This window comes from Vibrio chagasii (assembly GCF_002954585.1).
GTDB classification, from domain to species: Bacteria; Pseudomonadota; Gammaproteobacteria; order Enterobacterales; family Vibrionaceae; genus Vibrio; species Vibrio chagasii_A.
Genome location: NZ_MSCI01000001.1, coordinates 828,759 through 844,594 on the forward strand (window position 1 = coordinate 828,759; position 15,836 = coordinate 844,594).

Here is a 15,836-nt window from a genome sequence, read left to right on the forward strand (position 1 = left end):
CCTTAATATAGTATTATTTGTGGCCGTTTAATTGCCTGTAGTTGCAGTAGTCAAGTTGGCTGTAACCGCATTCAACGCACCTGTAATTGCATTTTTAAGCGCATCTGTTTGAAATGCAGCAAGTACTAAAGCTGACATTACAACAGCGATAATTGCATATTCCACCGCAGTAACACCGCGAATATCATCTTCGAACTTCATTTTTAGTTCAGCTAGTTTTGCTAAAGTTTGGTAGTACATAGTAATCCTCTAAAAAGTATATCGACCATTGGTCTTATTGAAATTGCGAAATGAAAGTTACCGGATTTAGAAATATACATCCAATTAATAGTTATTATGATCGCATAACAGAATCTTATTTAATAGATAGATAAACTATTTTTATGTCTTCATAATAATTATTAATTACAATTTTATTGATATTAGAACCAATCATAGATACCCTTTAATTATGAATATAGAAATAATTAATTACTCATTTTTAATCGCTCTAAACCTATCAATATTTTCTTGTGTATGCTTTTTGGATTGGAAACACCGGAAAATACCAAACAACTTAAATAAAATTGCATTGGTATTTAACCTGGTTGTAGCCTTATCAAACGGTTATTTGGCTTCATCCCTACCGATCTCTATTGTGTGTTTCGTTATTGGAGTTTTACTTTGGTACCTCAAGGTAATCGGTGCTGGCGATGTTAAGTTACTGACAGCATTGGTCGTTGGAATTCAACCTGATCTAGTCATTGCAACCTTGATTTCTATAGGTTTTATGGGAGGGGGATTAGTTTTAATAATGTATATAATCGGTAAGATAAAGCGTTTCAATAGCTACAAAAAAGGTATCCCTTATGGGATACCCATTGCTTTAAGTTGTTTTATTTTCAGCACAATTTCAACACTATCAAACTAATCACATAATATTATGCTTTATTCCTGATTCGGAAATATCACTAATCTGAAAAAGTTGCTGTATTTTATCTTTTATTCCTAGAGTTTCGAGTTCTTGTGAAATTTCATCACTACACCAGACATACATATTTACTTTCTGACGTAACGGGATTGTCTTACACTTTTCATCACATACCGACCACTCAGGAAAGATCAAAACCGTCCCGTTAGTATCGAGTTCATTTTTTAACAATTGGCATGAGCTTGTTTTAACCCAACTTGTAACGTGAGATGTTTCAACATTGTAGTCGTTTAATAGCTCTTGAACATATGACTTAGACAATGAACTGCAAAAAACAACTCTCTGTGGATAGCACTCATAAGGGTCAAGGGAACAAGAATACGCGATCACATAGTTTACCGTTTTTAATTGATAGGACTTTCCGTTCCCCTGTGAAATTCTATCCATAGTAAATATTAAGTCATAACGCGACAACTCCAATGAAGAAGACTTAGTAAAACTGTTTATGGATAAGTCGATATTGTTTAACATTCGAAATTCATTAATTACTCGATTGACCAAATCGAAACAAAATGACTCGTCGATCGCTATGTTAAATTGATCTCTTAGCTCCACTTTCTCTAGATCTTCAAATAACCTCTCATACATGGACATGGTTTGGTCAGCATAATCCAGTAATACTTTTCCATGTTTAGTCAGTAAAAATCCTTCTTTTCGATCAAAAATACTTGCCCCTATTGTACTCTCGATCTTTTTAATATGTTGAGATACCGCGGGCTGTGTCATAAATAGAGACTCAGCGGCAGCTGTAAAACTTTTGTGCTTAGCAACGTGTGAAAATGTTCTTAAATATTTTACGTCGATAGATCTGTTGACGTTTTTCATGGTGAAAACTACCCCGATGTTGCGTTGTTTTATTAATTATTCTTATTAAAAATCAGCGTAAAAGTAACAATAGTGTCATTCAGATACAAAAAAACATTATTTATATAGTCATAAGTAATGTTTATATCCATCTACATAAACAAATACATTTCCCGAACCAACAACTGATTCACAATCCTTATGTGCTTTTACAAACAACATATTTAACTTGTCATTCGTTTTCCTGAGCCCTTACACGACACATGCTCAACACTAATGACAATGAACACAATTATAACCAAAAGCTATACATCGACCACCTTTAAGGTGCAATAAAAGCTCTGAAATTTATGTAAAAATTCGTCATTTATAAGACTTCAGATGAAAAGTCACTCAAAAACATGATTGTTCAAATTTGTGATCTAGATAGCCATCAAGTGAAACTAAACACCTATAAATATTACTTAATTCAAAAAAATGCGACAAAATACGCTGTTTTTATTCTGAAATGAGGTTTTGCAAGACACAAAAAAGGGCTAATAATCGTAGCCCTTTCCGTATATGCATAATTATATTATGGTTTTATTTCAACACTTCATTCGTAACCTGGAGAGTAAGCAGAGTATAAAAAGAATAAGAAACGATGAGCTGCCTCCTGACGAATCACCTTGATTCAATGTCACCTCTGACTCGTTTGAAACATTAGGCAAAACTTCTATATCAAAAGAACCAACCCACTCATCACCACTCAACAATAAGACCTTATATTTAATATTGTCATATAAAGCCTGCCTGCGCTCTGCTGGCGCATTATAAATAATCTGGGCACCGATTATATTAGCTAGTCCATTACGTGGGGCTTTAAGAATATTTAACGCTTTCACTTCACCATTAATATTTGGAAACAATTGGACTTCATCGCCATATTTGACTTGTAGAGACTTCGTTTCCAACAACGATACTTTCTTTTTATGCACATCAATAGTAACCGACTGTTCGGTGTACCCCCCTACGGGATCCTGCACCTTGACGCTCAATCGATACTTTTCACCTTCCAACGCTCCGTTCGGTACATGTATAGTCAATGTTTTCGATTGTGTACCACTCAATGCTAATCTAGCACCTTCTGTCTGAGTCCAAGTGACCTGATGTTCAGCTGAATCAACATCCGTAATCGTCGTTACTTCGAATACCACTTTCTCACCAGCTACAGCACCAACCTGAATCTTATTGAGCTTAAATTGGGGAACATCATTAACCGGCCTAATTTCAACCTCAACAGTCGCGTAATCACTTTGGTATCCACCACCATCAACAAGACGATAAGTAAAACTATCTCGTCCAAACTGGTTGTTCGAGGGGAAATATGTAATACCTCTGATAACACCTTTAGCTGGCTTACGACCTATCTCAATTGAATATGGGTGAGATCTCGGCAAATTAAGATCATTGGCCAATAAATTGAGCATAAACGGACTGTCTTCTTCCGTAACGACAGAGTCATCTACCACAATAGGCATGGATTGGCTTGGTTGTTCAAAAAGTACCGCAAAAGGGAAGTTTTGGCCGAAGCCACGACTCAAGCCTCGAGTTTTATAATCGGACATTGCCCCTGAGAATTGTGCTTTCCTCTGTCCATCACCCAAATAAGCATCAAAAAACTGTGTTGAATATTCAGGTGTGCCGTTTTCAATCTCTAAAACCAATAACTTGGATCCAAGTCCAAGCTTTACAGGCTCATCAAAAATAATCTGCCCTCCACCTTGCTGCGCAACACCTCGATGCAATAGACGGCCAGCTGCTTCATCAATCACAGCATTACCAAATCTTGATTGAAACGGATACTCAATCAGTCGATAAAACATCGGCATAGCAACACTCGTCGCCTTAGCGTAGAAGTGCAGCCCTGCAATATCCTCACGCCCCTCAACAACATCAATGGCGAAGCCAAGCACGTTTGTATTTGTACTATAACGGGGATAAGTTCGGCCAAATGACGTGACCCAAGACGACTTAGTGGCCGCGTTGGGGATAGCTAGAGAAAATGTTGCCTTATCAGCATCACTACTAATATTTGAGATGGTTACATCGGTACTTCTTCCTGCGGTAATGTCAGTCAAAGATGGTTCAGAATTATCAGAGATATTCGTCACTGCCTCTCTGCCGGGAAAAACATCGCCCGAGTCACCGGATGAAAACCCACTCTCAAGTAGCCCATCGCCATCAGCCTGAAATACCTGAACCTGCATAGGGCCATCACTATTGAACTGGTTATCTATATTTACCGCCGTAATGAGCAAGCCTTCGCCACGAAGTGCTTGGTCATAATCGGTTTTGCGTCGGTTCTCAATATAAGCTCGAGGCCCAAACTGCTTTAAGTATGGGTCAAGGTGAATCACACTTTCCCCCTTAAGAGTGTCAATTTGGACCAGGCCATTCTCTGAAAGAACGGTTGGCTTAAGAAAACCTGACGCCTCTTTACTCCATGCCAGCATGTTTACTGGAGTCTGACCTGCGTATTCGTCGCTAGGCTTTCTTGCCCAGCTTCCGCCTCCCATCAACCCCCAATGTCCAATTGAGCCGTCATGCTTATGAGAGTAAAGATCCGGCAAACCCAACATTAAATGCCCAAGTTCGTGCGCTATTACTCCCATGGTTGACTGATGATCGTCTTGATAATCAGCAAACAAGCAATAAGCGCTGATTCGCTTTCCATCAATCTCGACGGTACTGTGAGCGTACTTATGAGGCCAAATCGTTGGAGTCTTTCGTGTACCGCTAGATTTATCATTACCCGCAAAGACGAACATAACGGAGAGTTCTTGAGGCGAGATGCTATCGTCATTGTTCGAGTCGTATTGAGCAAGATTGAAATCCACGTCTATGGCTTCATACGCTTTTTCAAACACATTATTGAGTTTAGTTTGGCAATTACGCTCTGATTTGGAGTGGCAGTTTGGATGTTCAATATCTAGAGTGACATTCATGACACCGTCATTCTTTGTTCCTTCACTCTCTTTCGCTGGAACAACTTTATAGTTACCGTAGCTATTTTTTAGAAAGTAATCTTGGACGCTTTGTTGATTGGTTCCAAATATCGTCGACTGAAAGTCATGGTCCACTTTTTCGTTTGAAAAGCTAACTTGTACCACTAATAATGGCTGCTCTATGATTTTATTATTTAAAGCTCGGCTTTCATGCGAACTTTGGTTCCTTATATAATTAAACCTCTTGTTGTTAGCCGCGGGTGATTCAATTAGTTCATTGAAATATGTTGGCTCTATTTTTATATGCCTAACATTAGATTCAGAAGGTACATCTGTCTCACTCGAAGCTAGAACTCCAGTGGAAACTATTCTGCCTTGCTCTTCTTCATTCTTTTCATATCTAGCAAAATACCATTGACTGTCAGAGTCTTGGATATAGAGGCTACCTGTTTGGTCTTGATACCAAAACATATGCTGAGAGCCCATTAACCGCAGTTCTTTAGAACTGCCGTCAACAAAAGTTATCGTATGCCAAATTGGTGCAGGTAAAGTGCTTGCTTGTACTGTAATAACAGCTAATAACGCTGTTATTACAGTACAAATTAGTTTTGTCCTCATTAGGATAATCCCATTAATAATTCTTTCTCAATAAGAGATAATTGATGCGTTAAATGCAACGCGACTTTATCAATGGGGATTTATGTAAACCAATTAAGTTTCTAACTAAACCTATAAATAATAGTTATACCTAATCTTATATAAATTTAATTTATGACAATATAAATAATATAATCAAATGGGAAGGCTGAATAACCCACCCATTTTTAATCAGAATAAAAGCGCATTAAAAAGGAAGACCAACAATAAATAATTTATTTATCAATTAATGTCATCTGCTCATCTAAGTTCAGCACGGTTAGTGCATTACTTACGCTGGTTGCTATAACATCAACCACGCCGGTTCTTAATGCACCTAACAACGCGAGCGGTTTACTGTTCTCGGCAGCAATGGCAATCACCTCAGCAATAGGGCGAAACTCTTCTAAACCCAAGCCAATAACACGGTCACTCATCACTGTGTTTGCTGCTTTACCGTGTACGTCGAAGAAGTCATAGCCAGCGAAGTCACCTACCACACCTTGTAATAGACGCGATTGAACTACCTCGCCGGCGGTAAACCAACCTAGGTCAACCATGTAGCTGTTTTCACTCATATCACCGATACCCACTAATGCAACATCCGCCTTTCGAGCGAGATCGAGTGTTTGCTTTACTGTGCTGTTTTCCATAAAAGCGGTTTTCTGGGCCTTGTTCTCTGCATAAGCTGGCGCATACAAGGTTTCCGATGAACCACCGTATTTTTTGGCTAGCTGCCGACAGATGTGGTCGGCATTGAACATACCGCCTCTTGGGTGAATACCGCCAATGCCACACACGAACTTACAATCACGTGGGGTAATTACACCTGTGTGGTGAGCAACAGACGATACGTTACGACCTTGACCGACTGTTACGACCATGCCGTTTTTTAATGTACTGGTTAGATAGTTAGACACTAAGCCGGCAACTTGAAGACGTTGCTGTTCTTCATTCGGTTGATCCAGAGCGACAAGAGCACGCTTAACACCAAAGCGTTCAATTAAACGTTGCTCGATCTTGGCGCTGAATACAGGGTGGTATTTAACCGTTATCTCAACAATACCTTCATCACGGGCTTGCTTGAGCATACGACCAACCTTTGCACGAGAGATAGAGAACTTTTTCGAGATCTCTTCTTGGGTGGCACCATCCTGATAATAAGCAACCGCGACTTCAGTCAGGAGATCAGTGTTTTCTTCGGAAACATCTTGAATATTCTTACTCATATACCACTCAACCTATATTTAACAATAATTTTCCTGCTTGAAGAACAAATGTTCGATGACTAAGCAAGTGATACACAAGTTTACACCTTGAACATATGTAACAACAAGGAACATTTGTTCAAGGTGTTAGCCATAGTTTTATTGTTGATTAATTCACCTTGCTCAGCGTATTAAACGTTTGCTTCTATCGCCCATGATTACTAGAGCGAAATATATTTGACTAAAGTCACCATACCGCACTATTTGTCGTTGACTTTGGTGCTAGATCAGATAAATATGGCTACATCATTTACTCATCGAGCGATCAAATGTTCTGTGCAAATGTTCGTTCGAAGAAAAATTTAAATTAATGTAAGTTTGGCTCACTGGAAACTCCACTGAGAACTTCATTAGTTAGCTTGCAAATGCCCACATCTCTCTTCTCACGAGATGTAATGCGATAGATAGGATGATCAAAATGAGCAACAAATTAGAGCAACTTCGTAAACTAACGACAGTAGTAGCAGACACTGGTGAAATCGATGCAATCAAAAAGTACCAGCCAGAAGATGCAACAACTAACCCTTCTCTGATTCTTAAAGCGGCTCAAATCGAAGAGTATGCGCCACTTATCGATGCTTCAATCGAATACGCTAAAGCACAAAGCGCTGATAAAGCACAACAAGTACAAGACACTTGTGACATGCTTGCAGTAAACATCGGTAAAGAAATCCTGAAAACAATTCCAGGCCGTATTTCTACAGAGGTTGATGCTCGTCTTTCTTACGACACTGAAGGCAGCGTAGCTAAAGCTCGTCAGCTAGTAAAAATGTACAACGATGCTGGCATCACTAACGATCGCATCCTAATCAAACTGGCCTCTACTTGGGAAGGTATCCGTGCTGCTGAAATCCTAGAGAAAGAAGGCATCAACTGTAACCTAACGCTTCTATTCTCTTTCGCACAAGCTCGTGCATGTGCTGAAGCTGGCGTATTCCTAATCTCTCCATTCGTTGGTCGTATCATGGACTGGTACAAAGCGAAAGAAGGTCGCGACTTCGAAGCATCTGAAGATCCAGGCGTAATCTCAGTAACTGACATCTACAACTACTACAAAGAGCACGGCTACAACACTGTTGTTATGGGCGCAAGCTTCCGTAACATCGGCGAGATCCTAGAACTTGCTGGTTGTGACCGTCTGACTATCGCTCCTGCACTTCTAGCTGAACTAGAAGCTGCTGAAGGAGACGTTGTAGAGAAGCTAGTTGACTCTAAAGGCTCTAAAGAGCGCCCAGCTCCAATGACTCACGCTGAGTTCCTATGGGAGCACAACCTAGACGCAATGGCAGTTGAGAAAGTTGCAGAAGGTATCCGCAACTTCGCAGTTGACCAAGGCAAACTAGAAGACATGATCGCAGCTAAGCTGTAATCACACAGAATTAAAAAAGGGGAACGTTTGCGTTCCCCTTTCAATTTCCAATCCAATATTTAAACACTGGTAGTTATTATGGACCGTAAACATTTAGCTAATGCTATTCGTGCTCTAAGCATGGACGGCGTACAACAAGCAAACTCTGGCCACCCAGGCGCACCTATGGGTATGGCTGACATCGCTGAAGTTCTTTGGCGTGATCACCTGAACCACAACCCGTCAAACCCAGAGTGGGCTGACCGCGACCGTTTCGTTCTTTCAAACGGCCACGGCTCTATGCTGATTTACTCTCTGCTTCACCTAGCAGGCTACGAGCTATCAATCGAAGACCTCAAGAACTTCCGTCAACTGCACTCTAAGACTCCGGGTCACCCAGAGTACGGTTACGCACCGGGTATCGAAACAACAACTGGCCCACTAGGCCAAGGTATCACTAACGCTGTTGGTATGGCGCTTGCTGAGAAAACTCTTGCAGCACAATTCAACAAAGAAGGCCACGACATCGTTGACCACTTCACTTATGCATTCATGGGTGACGGCTGTCTGATGGAAGGTATCTCTCACGAAGCATGTTCTCTAGCAGGTACGCTAGGTCTTGGTAAGCTTATCGCTTTCTGGGATGACAACGGCATCTCTATCGATGGTGAAGTTGAAGGTTGGTTCTCTGACGATACGCCTAAGCGTTTTGAAGCGTACGGCTGGCACGTAATCCCAGCAGTAGATGGCCACAACGCTGAAGCAATCAACGCAGCAATTGAAGCAGCTAAAGTAGACCCACGCCCTACTCTAATCTGTACTAAAACTATCATCGGTTTTGGTTCTCCAAACAAATCTGGTTCACACGACTGTCACGGTGCACCACTAGGCGCTGAAGAAATTGCAGCTACACGCAAAGAACTTGGTTGGGAGCACGGTCCTTTTGAAATTCCGTCGGAAGTTTACGCAGAATGGGATGCGAAAGAAGCAGGCGCAGCTAAGGAAGCAGCGTGGAACGAGAAACTTGCAGCTTATGAAGCAGCACACCCTGAGCTGGCAGCTGAATTCAAACGCCGCGTAAACGGTGAACTTCCTGCACAGTGGGAAGAGAAAGCGAACCAAATCATTGCTGACCTTCAAGCTAACCCAGCAAACATTGCATCACGTAAAGCGTCTCAAAACGCACTAGAAGCGTTCGGTGCTATGCTACCTGAATTCCTAGGCGGCTCTGCTGACCTTGCACCTTCTAACCTAACTATGTGGTCTGGTTCTAAATCTGTTTCTGCTGAAGATCCAGCGGGTAACTACATCCACTACGGTGTACGTGAATTCGGTATGACGGCTATCATGAACGGTATCGCTCTGCACGGTGGTTTCGTACCATACGGCGCAACGTTCCTAATGTTCATGGAATACGCTCGTAACGCAATGCGTATGGCTGCTCTGATGAAAGTTCAGAACATTCAAGTTTACACGCACGATTCTATCGGTCTTGGCGAAGATGGCCCAACTCACCAACCAGTTGAGCAAATGGCTTCTCTACGTCTAACTCCAAACATGAGCACATGGCGTCCATGTGACCAAGTTGAGTCTGCAGTCGCTTGGAAACTGGCTATCGAACGTAAAGACGGCCCAACGTCTCTAATCTTCTCTCGTCAAAACCTTGCACAGCAAGAGCGTAGCGAAGAGCAAGTAGCTAACATCGCGAAGGGTGGTTACATCCTGAAAGATTGTGAAGGTAAGCCAGAGCTAATCCTTATCGCTACCGGTTCTGAAGTTGAGCTAGCGGTTAACGCTGCAGCTGAATTGACAGCTGAAGGTAAGAAGGTACGCGTAGTATCAATGCCTGCAACTGACGCATTCGACAAGCAAGACGCTGAGTACCGTGAATCTGTACTTCCATCTGACGTAACAGCTCGTATCGCTGTAGAGGCTGGCATCGCTGACTTCTGGTACAAGTACGTTGGTTTCGGTGGCAAGATCATCGGTATGACAACGTTCGGCGAATCTGCACCAGCAGGTGAGCTATTCAAGATGTTCGGTTTCACTACTGAAAACGTAGTAAAGACAGCGAAAGAGCTTCTAGCTTAATCTTGATTCAGTTGTCTCACCTTGAAATAGGTTGATGCATACCAAAAGCCCTACATTTTCATGTAGGGCTTTTTTTGTATCTCACCTTTCACCGTTAAAACGTAAACCTTGCCCCCAGACGAAGTGTATTCTGGTTTAGGTTTTTACTATACGTGTGCTCATACGCAGCATCGACCGCAAGCCAAGAAAGAACGTCAACCGAGCTCACAACCCCGAAGTTGTTTAAACCATGTTTATGCGTGTCAGAATAGCTATAAAATGGTTGCAACGACCAACGCTCGTTAATAGAAACAATCGCCCCAGCCTCTCCGATAAAGCCCTCATCGTAGTTTTTGGTGGTCTCTCTATCACACGGTCCAAGAATGGTGTCATTTCGGCACGAAGAGCGTCTCTGCGGCCTAACCCAATTCACCCCGCCAGAAGCGTAAAGCTCAACCTGAGAAGTAATAGGATGATACCAGCCCAACTGAACAGACAAATCAGACAGTGTCGTCGAAGAGCGTGTGGTCACAGAAGAGTCGAAACCGACGAAGAAAGTATCGTTTAAGGCATAGTTACCGCCGACGTAACCACCGTAAAGCTGCTTACTCCCTGAGTTATTGTAGGCACCGTCAAAGTAATCTTGAAAGCCATCGTCACTCACCCTCGTATTTTGATACCCCGTGTAGAGGTAATTCGATCCTTTTGAGGCTATACACGGAGCACTAATAAAACTTAAGCAAATGGTGGTAACGATAAGGGGGCGCATGCTGATGCTCTGTCTTTTGATTGGAATATATGAAGTGTAACTTAACCTCAATTGAACGATGTTTTATTTTTGTTTCAATTTTTTACAAATAGAAGTCCCCACTTCCTTTTTGTGCAAACCAACACCACCTGTGTATACGCTTAGCCTCTTACATTTACTTAAAGAACTAAAAAGTGCCGCAATATAGGATTGTATAGAGTAATTAATCAACAATGGTAACGAGATGCTTAGAAGACTATTCACTTCATTTACAATAATGCTTGCCTGTAACAGTGCCAATGCAGCTTTTTTCGAAAAAGAACTTTATACACCTTTAGCTGAAGCTTATTCTTCTGATAAATCGATAGACAAATTCTTCTCATTGACCTGTAACCCGTGTTGGAACATGTCGACATTATTCGAAAAGAATAGTCGACTAAAAGAGCTAGAAATCAACCGTATTCATGCAGTTTTTGATGATCTGACTGAAACTTCGGCAAGGCTCTACTATACAGCTAAAGTGCAAGTCGACCCGGTTCCGCATGCTTTGCTTTACGAACTATTTGCGATCGTCCAATCAACTGGTGAATTGAAACTTTCGGATGCTGATTTATTATTTTCTGATTTTAAATTGCTCAATACACAGCAGTTGTCAGAAGATCAGCTCGTTGAAGTCGAATCAATGATCCACGACTCTATAAATCTAACAGAGACCGCCCGAATCTCGGCAATTCCTGCATTCGTCGTCAATGGCAAATTCAGCGTAAATTTATCGAACCATCGTTCTATTGATCAGTTTATCGATACACTTAACCGTCTAAAAGACGCATAACGTATAGGGTTCTTAGGGGGAAGTACACTTCCTCCTAGTGCAGCAAGACTACCCTCTACGAATCACTAGTGTGACTTTTCCTCCAACGTTATTGTTTGAAAGTAAAACAATCCCATCTAAAACCTTCGTCAACTCAGATATGAGTATTAATCCAATACCATATCCTTGCTGTGATTTAATTTCCCCTAGCGTCCCCGCATTGAACGCGCTGACGATTTTCTCTTCTATGCCACAACCATCATCGCAAAAACGTAGTACGTCATGTTTGGGATAACGAGCTAAAGAGACCGTGATTTCTGATTTTGCATGCTTCAACGCATTCGAGATAATGTTGAGAAATACAATCCTTACGATAGCGCTATCTGTTTGTACCAACGTGTCACATCCATATATTGTCAACGTTTGATGTGAACCAAGAACATTGTTGAACGATGATAGAATAGTTTGCAGGTTAACTTGTCTTTTTACCGCTTGGATATCTCCGTTCATCAATTTAAACAAATACAAACTGCTCTCACATAAGGTGTTCAAACTATCAACTTGAGTTGCCAATTTCTTTGTCAGATACTGATTATCACCTTGTTCATAAAGGAGCATATCACTAGTCAGTTGAATTGAAGCTAGCGGGGTACGAATGTCGTGTGGCAAAGATGCATAAATAACTTTTTGTTTGTTTATCAAGCTACTCAGCGATTCTGCCATGATATGCTGGTTATCGATTAAGTTACGAATAGGTTCAGGACCTGTTCTACAAGCGCGACTCGCAAAGTTTCCTTTCATATACTCGGTTGATAATCGCTGCATTTCTTTCAAGCCATTCGACCAGGTCCTCAGTGATATCAAGAGAACTAATAATGTGCATGTAACCTGTAACAGACCATCAAGTAAACCTAACCACCTAAGTCGCTTAACATGTGCGTCATCTTGATATGCTTTACTGTTAAATGCACCGAGAATAAAACGGTCAGTATCGTAACGTTTCACAATTGTATGAATGTCACCTTTCGATTGGATTTTGTCAGTATCAGAAGCGACATCACACTGAAATCGCCAAACATTATCTGCACCTATTTGCCGGCTCTGATCATGTTCAATAAAACCTTCAATAACCATTTCAACGCGTTTAAGGTTGAGCTCCCGTTCTGCATCTTTTTTCAAAGGCAGAATAAGGCTAAAAGACAATACCGAACTAATTAAATAGCCTATAACAACAGATGCAACGATCTGAGACAAAAAAGCATTCATAACTTGCTCACTGGATGCGCTAAATAAAACCCTTTAGCTCTTCGATTTTTAATTAACTGGATCTCGGGTAAGTAACGAAGTAACTTTTTACGTAATGAAGAAATACGCATATAAATGGAGCGGTCTTCGACATGGTAACTAAACCCATGAATCTTCTCAAAAATATCACTAACCATCATAGGCATATTGGCATCGATTAAAACCTCGACTAGTTCGTACTCTGAAGGGATCAAGCTAACAACAATGTCGTTATAAATAAGAGCTGAATCTTGCTCGCGCAAGTAGAAGTTGTTTGAATCACAAGAGATAGTTACTTTTTTGTCAACCGCACTTAGTTGACGCTTGATACGCTCTACCAACACATTACTGCGAATAGGCTTCGAAACGTAATCGTGCGCCCCTAAAACGAGAGAATTCGTTTCACATAATTCACTATCATTGGCTGTCATCATGATAATCGCAGACGGTATATTTTTTCGTTTTACTTCGCTTAGGATTTCCAAACCAGATTGCCCGGGGAGTTGTATATCTAACAAAATTAACCTAGGCTTTTTCGATTCAATGTGCTCTACCGCTCCTTCTCCCGTCGCTAAAGAATCAACGTTAAACCCCTCAACAATTGACAGTAAGTAACTGAGCATTTCTCTCAACTCGTTATCGTCTTCAATAATTAATATGTCTAACATTTGACAGCCTCTTTTTATGCTTACTAAACAGCTAAAAGTATACCTTAAACTAGCTTAGGCTTCTTTAAGTCAATGTAAGGCAATCTCTGAGTTATACAGCGTCGTTACTTGATGGCTCTTTAACTCGATTACTATCGATACGAGTACAAGCGATGTAATTTAACGTGAATAATAATTTGACGGGGGTCATATCAATTGAGCAAAGAAATAACTTTTCCTGCTAGTTTTAACTTACTATCAACAACGGATTTACATAGCTATATTACTTATGCCAGTGACAATTTCTGTACCGTTGCGGGTTTTAGTTATGAAGAACTAAAAGGGCAACCACATAACTTGGTTCGTCATAAGGATATGCCAAAAGCTGCATTTAAGGATATGTGGTCACATTTGCAATCCGGAAAATCTTGGATGGGGCTCGTAAAGAATAGAACTAAAAACGGCGATTACTATTGGGTGGATGCATATGCAACCCCAATAAAATTGAATGGAAAAACTGTAGAGTACCAATCTGTTCGTCTAATTGCAGATCAGGAGAATGTTTGCAGAGCTAACAACATCTACAAACGCCTAAATAATGGAGAAAAGATAAAAAGATTATCACTACCAAAACTAAAGCTTTGGCAAAAAATAACGCTATCAAATGCTCCAATATTCTTGGCGCTGGCCTACGCAACACCGGTGAATTATAGTTTAGCTTTTGGACTGTTTACGCTATCTATGACATCGACTTTTACCTTAACAAGGCGACTCGATAAGTTAACAAAAAACGCGCAGAAGATTTATGACAACCCTCTAGCACAGCTAATATATACCGGTTGTCTAGATGACGTTAGCCAAATTGAACTTGCACTGAAAATGCGTAAATCAGAGTTAAACGCCGTAGTAGGAAGAATCCAAGCCTCCAATACAGATACACTCAATACTGCGAAAGATAATATGACTGCTGCAAATATTACATTGACTAATATTAGTGAGCAAAACGATCAATTATCACAAACCGCAACCGCGATCACTGAAATGGGCAGTGCGATTTCAGAAATTGCTGAGAACGCGTCTAGCACATCGAGGAACGCGGAAACCTCTATAGAGTCAGTAGACAAGTGTAAAAAAGCAGTCAACGAAACAGCACAACACATATCACGCGTCTCTGATGAGTTGACTCAAACATCGAGTTCTATAATCAAGCTAGTCGAAAAGCTCGACAGCATAGACGAAGTCGTGGACTTGATATGTAAAGTTTCAGAACAAACAAAACTGTTAGCTCTAAATGCTGCAATTGAAGCTGCTCGCGCAGGAGAACATGGTAAAGGGTTTGCGGTGGTAGCAGACGAAGTGAGAACTCTTTCACAGCAAAGCCAAAATGCAACCTTAAAAATCACCACTCTGACATCTGAAATTCAAAGTCAAACCCGTAAAGCCGCCATGTTAATAGATGACGCTATTGATGCATCCAGCTCATGTATCGAGGCTTCTGATGAGACGGAGAGAGAGCTTAATGATGCATTACTAAACGTGAACAACATATCTGACAGAAGCATTCAAATTGCAACCGCTATTGAAGAGATGACGTCTGTTAGTCACGAAATGAACCAGTCGATACAACAGATATATGACAAATCAGTAGAAAATCAGCGTGCTGCCGAATCTAGTACCAAGTCAAGTGACCAACTGACTCAATATCTAGAAGATCAACAAAACTTAGTGGCCCAGTTTAGGCAAGTTTAATATAGCTAACAAAGCTAAATACAAGTTTTTTAACCCTAACATTTAACCATAATAATCACCATGCCAGTAGGTAGCGAACTCTGACTCATTGGCATGGTGGCCTTATCCTAATAAATAATACCTCCCCTTCCCCAAAAGTTTGGCAGACTTAGGCTAGACAATACCCCGGTCGGCATGAAATACGTTGAACAACACTGAACCTAATCCAAGCATGTACATAAGTAAGCATCGCTAAGGGTTTTAAATGAGTACCTTAATCCTCAAAATTATAAAGATGAATAAGAACTTTGGACGAAGGCTTGGTGTCTAGGAAATCATCAGCTAGTTGATTTGACGACTTTTCAATCGGGAACAGGTATCTAATACTTGAAGCGGGGGCACGTCTTTACAGCAAAACTAAAAGGTAGATTGAATAATTTTGACAATCCCTTCTACCTCATGGCACAAACTAATAACTGCCAAACTTAGCCGTCTGACAGTCAAAAGAATAAGCAATATATCTTTCATAGACTAG

12 protein-coding genes are annotated in these 15,836 nt (G+C 40.9%); 5 read left to right on the forward strand and 7 right to left on the reverse strand.

Translation table 11 applies throughout. From position 1 onward, the window contains the following. Positions 1-27: 27 nt before the first annotated feature. On the reverse strand, positions 28-240 hold the full coding sequence (locus BTO10_RS04105) for a Flp family type IVb pilin (RefSeq protein ID WP_004737212.1): 213 nt from the start codon (positions 238-240) through the stop codon (positions 28-30). A gap of 211 nt (positions 241-451) precedes the next feature. Between BTO10_RS04105 and BTO10_RS04110 the strand changes: the two genes are divergently transcribed. Continuing rightward, complete coding sequence (locus BTO10_RS04110; RefSeq protein ID WP_105023651.1) at positions 452-910, forward strand: A24 family peptidase; 459 nt, start codon at positions 452-454, stop codon at positions 908-910. Here BTO10_RS04110 and BTO10_RS04115 read toward each other — a convergent pair whose 3' ends face one another. The 3 genes from BTO10_RS04115 to BTO10_RS04125 form a co-directional block, all read right to left on the reverse strand. Then, positions 911-1,795, reverse strand: a complete 885-nt coding sequence (locus BTO10_RS04115; RefSeq protein ID WP_008216276.1) for a LysR family transcriptional regulator — start codon at positions 1,793-1,795, stop codon at positions 911-913. It lies immediately after the preceding gene. A gap of 566 nt (positions 1,796-2,361) precedes the next feature. Beyond that, entirely contained in the window at positions 2,362-5,379 is a 3,018-nt protein-coding gene (locus tag BTO10_RS04120; RefSeq protein WP_105023652.1) for a M6 family metalloprotease domain-containing protein, read from the reverse strand. 254 nt (positions 5,380-5,633) lie between these two features. Further along, positions 5,634-6,626, reverse strand: a complete 993-nt coding sequence (locus BTO10_RS04125; RefSeq protein ID WP_008216278.1) for a sugar-binding transcriptional regulator — start codon at positions 6,624-6,626, stop codon at positions 5,634-5,636. A 457-nt stretch (positions 6,627-7,083) separates the two neighbouring features. Here BTO10_RS04125 and tal point away from each other — a divergent pair, with 457 nt between their 5' ends. Together tal and tkt are read left to right on the forward strand one after the other, a co-directional pair. After that, positions 7,084-8,034 carry a transaldolase gene (tal, locus tag BTO10_RS04130; RefSeq protein WP_004737207.1) on the forward strand — a complete coding sequence of 317 codons (951 nt, stop codon included), beginning with the start codon at positions 7,084-7,086 and terminating at the stop codon, positions 8,032-8,034. A gap of 78 nt (positions 8,035-8,112) precedes the next feature. Continuing rightward, a complete protein-coding gene (gene tkt / locus BTO10_RS04135; RefSeq protein ID WP_105023653.1) occupies positions 8,113-10,104 on the forward strand; it encodes a transketolase in 1,992 nt (663 codons plus the stop codon). A 94-nt stretch (positions 10,105-10,198) separates the two neighbouring features. Here tkt and BTO10_RS04140 read toward each other — a convergent pair whose 3' ends face one another. Then, entirely contained in the window at positions 10,199-10,852 is a 654-nt protein-coding gene (locus BTO10_RS04140; protein ID WP_102424154.1) for an outer membrane beta-barrel protein, read from the reverse strand. Between the two features lie 223 nt (positions 10,853-11,075). Between BTO10_RS04140 and BTO10_RS04145 the strand changes: the two genes are divergently transcribed. Then, positions 11,076-11,663, forward strand: coding sequence for a peptide permease (locus BTO10_RS04145; RefSeq protein WP_141565386.1), 588 nt, complete (start codon positions 11,076-11,078; stop codon positions 11,661-11,663). Positions 11,664-11,711: 48 nt separating this feature from the next. On the opposite strand, the gene BTO10_RS04150 is transcribed toward BTO10_RS04145, so the two are convergent. Both BTO10_RS04150 and BTO10_RS04155 read right to left on the reverse strand, forming a co-directional pair. After that, on the reverse strand, positions 11,712-12,908 hold the full coding sequence (locus BTO10_RS04150) for a sensor histidine kinase (protein ID WP_105023654.1): 1,197 nt from the start codon (positions 12,906-12,908) through the stop codon (positions 11,712-11,714). Further along, on the reverse strand, positions 12,905-13,594 hold the full coding sequence (locus tag BTO10_RS04155) for a response regulator transcription factor (RefSeq protein ID WP_105023655.1): 690 nt from the start codon (positions 13,592-13,594) through the stop codon (positions 12,905-12,907). The genes BTO10_RS04150 and BTO10_RS04155 overlap by 4 nt, the downstream gene beginning before the upstream one ends. A gap of 195 nt (positions 13,595-13,789) precedes the next feature. On the opposite strand from BTO10_RS04155, the gene BTO10_RS04160 reads away from it, so the two are divergent. Continuing rightward, complete coding sequence (locus tag BTO10_RS04160; RefSeq protein WP_105023656.1) at positions 13,790-15,322, forward strand: methyl-accepting chemotaxis protein; 1,533 nt, start codon at positions 13,790-13,792, stop codon at positions 15,320-15,322. The last annotated feature ends 514 nt before the right edge of the window (positions 15,323-15,836 follow it).

What these genes read in the sequence shown, in the direction of transcription:
- BTO10_RS04120 (WP_105023652.1), bottom strand. Translation starts at nt 5,379, where the DNA reads ATGAGGACAAAACTAATTTGTACTGTAATAACAGCGTTATTAGCTGTT.
- BTO10_RS04145 (WP_141565386.1), top strand. Translation starts at nt 11,076, where the DNA reads ATGCTTAGAAGACTATTCACTTCATTTACAATAATGCTTGCCTGTAAC.
- BTO10_RS04155 (WP_105023655.1), bottom strand. Translation starts at nt 13,594, where the DNA reads ATGTTAGACATATTAATTATTGAAGACGATAACGAGTTGAGAGAAATG.
- BTO10_RS04110 (WP_105023651.1), top strand. Translation starts at nt 452, where the DNA reads ATGAATATAGAAATAATTAATTACTCATTTTTAATCGCTCTAAACCTA.
- tal (WP_004737207.1), top strand. Translation starts at nt 7,084, where the DNA reads ATGAGCAACAAATTAGAGCAACTTCGTAAACTAACGACAGTAGTAGCA.
- BTO10_RS04140 (WP_102424154.1), bottom strand. Translation starts at nt 10,852, where the DNA reads ATGCGCCCCCTTATCGTTACCACCATTTGCTTAAGTTTTATTAGTGCT.
- BTO10_RS04150 (WP_105023654.1), bottom strand. Translation starts at nt 12,908, where the DNA reads ATGAATGCTTTTTTGTCTCAGATCGTTGCATCTGTTGTTATAGGCTAT.
- BTO10_RS04115 (WP_008216276.1), bottom strand. Translation starts at nt 1,795, where the DNA reads ATGAAAAACGTCAACAGATCTATCGACGTAAAATATTTAAGAACATTT.
- tkt (WP_105023653.1), top strand. Translation starts at nt 8,113, where the DNA reads ATGGACCGTAAACATTTAGCTAATGCTATTCGTGCTCTAAGCATGGAC.
- BTO10_RS04105 (WP_004737212.1), bottom strand. Translation starts at nt 240, where the DNA reads ATGTACTACCAAACTTTAGCAAAACTAGCTGAACTAAAAATGAAGTTC.
- BTO10_RS04125 (WP_008216278.1), bottom strand. Translation starts at nt 6,626, where the DNA reads ATGAGTAAGAATATTCAAGATGTTTCCGAAGAAAACACTGATCTCCTG.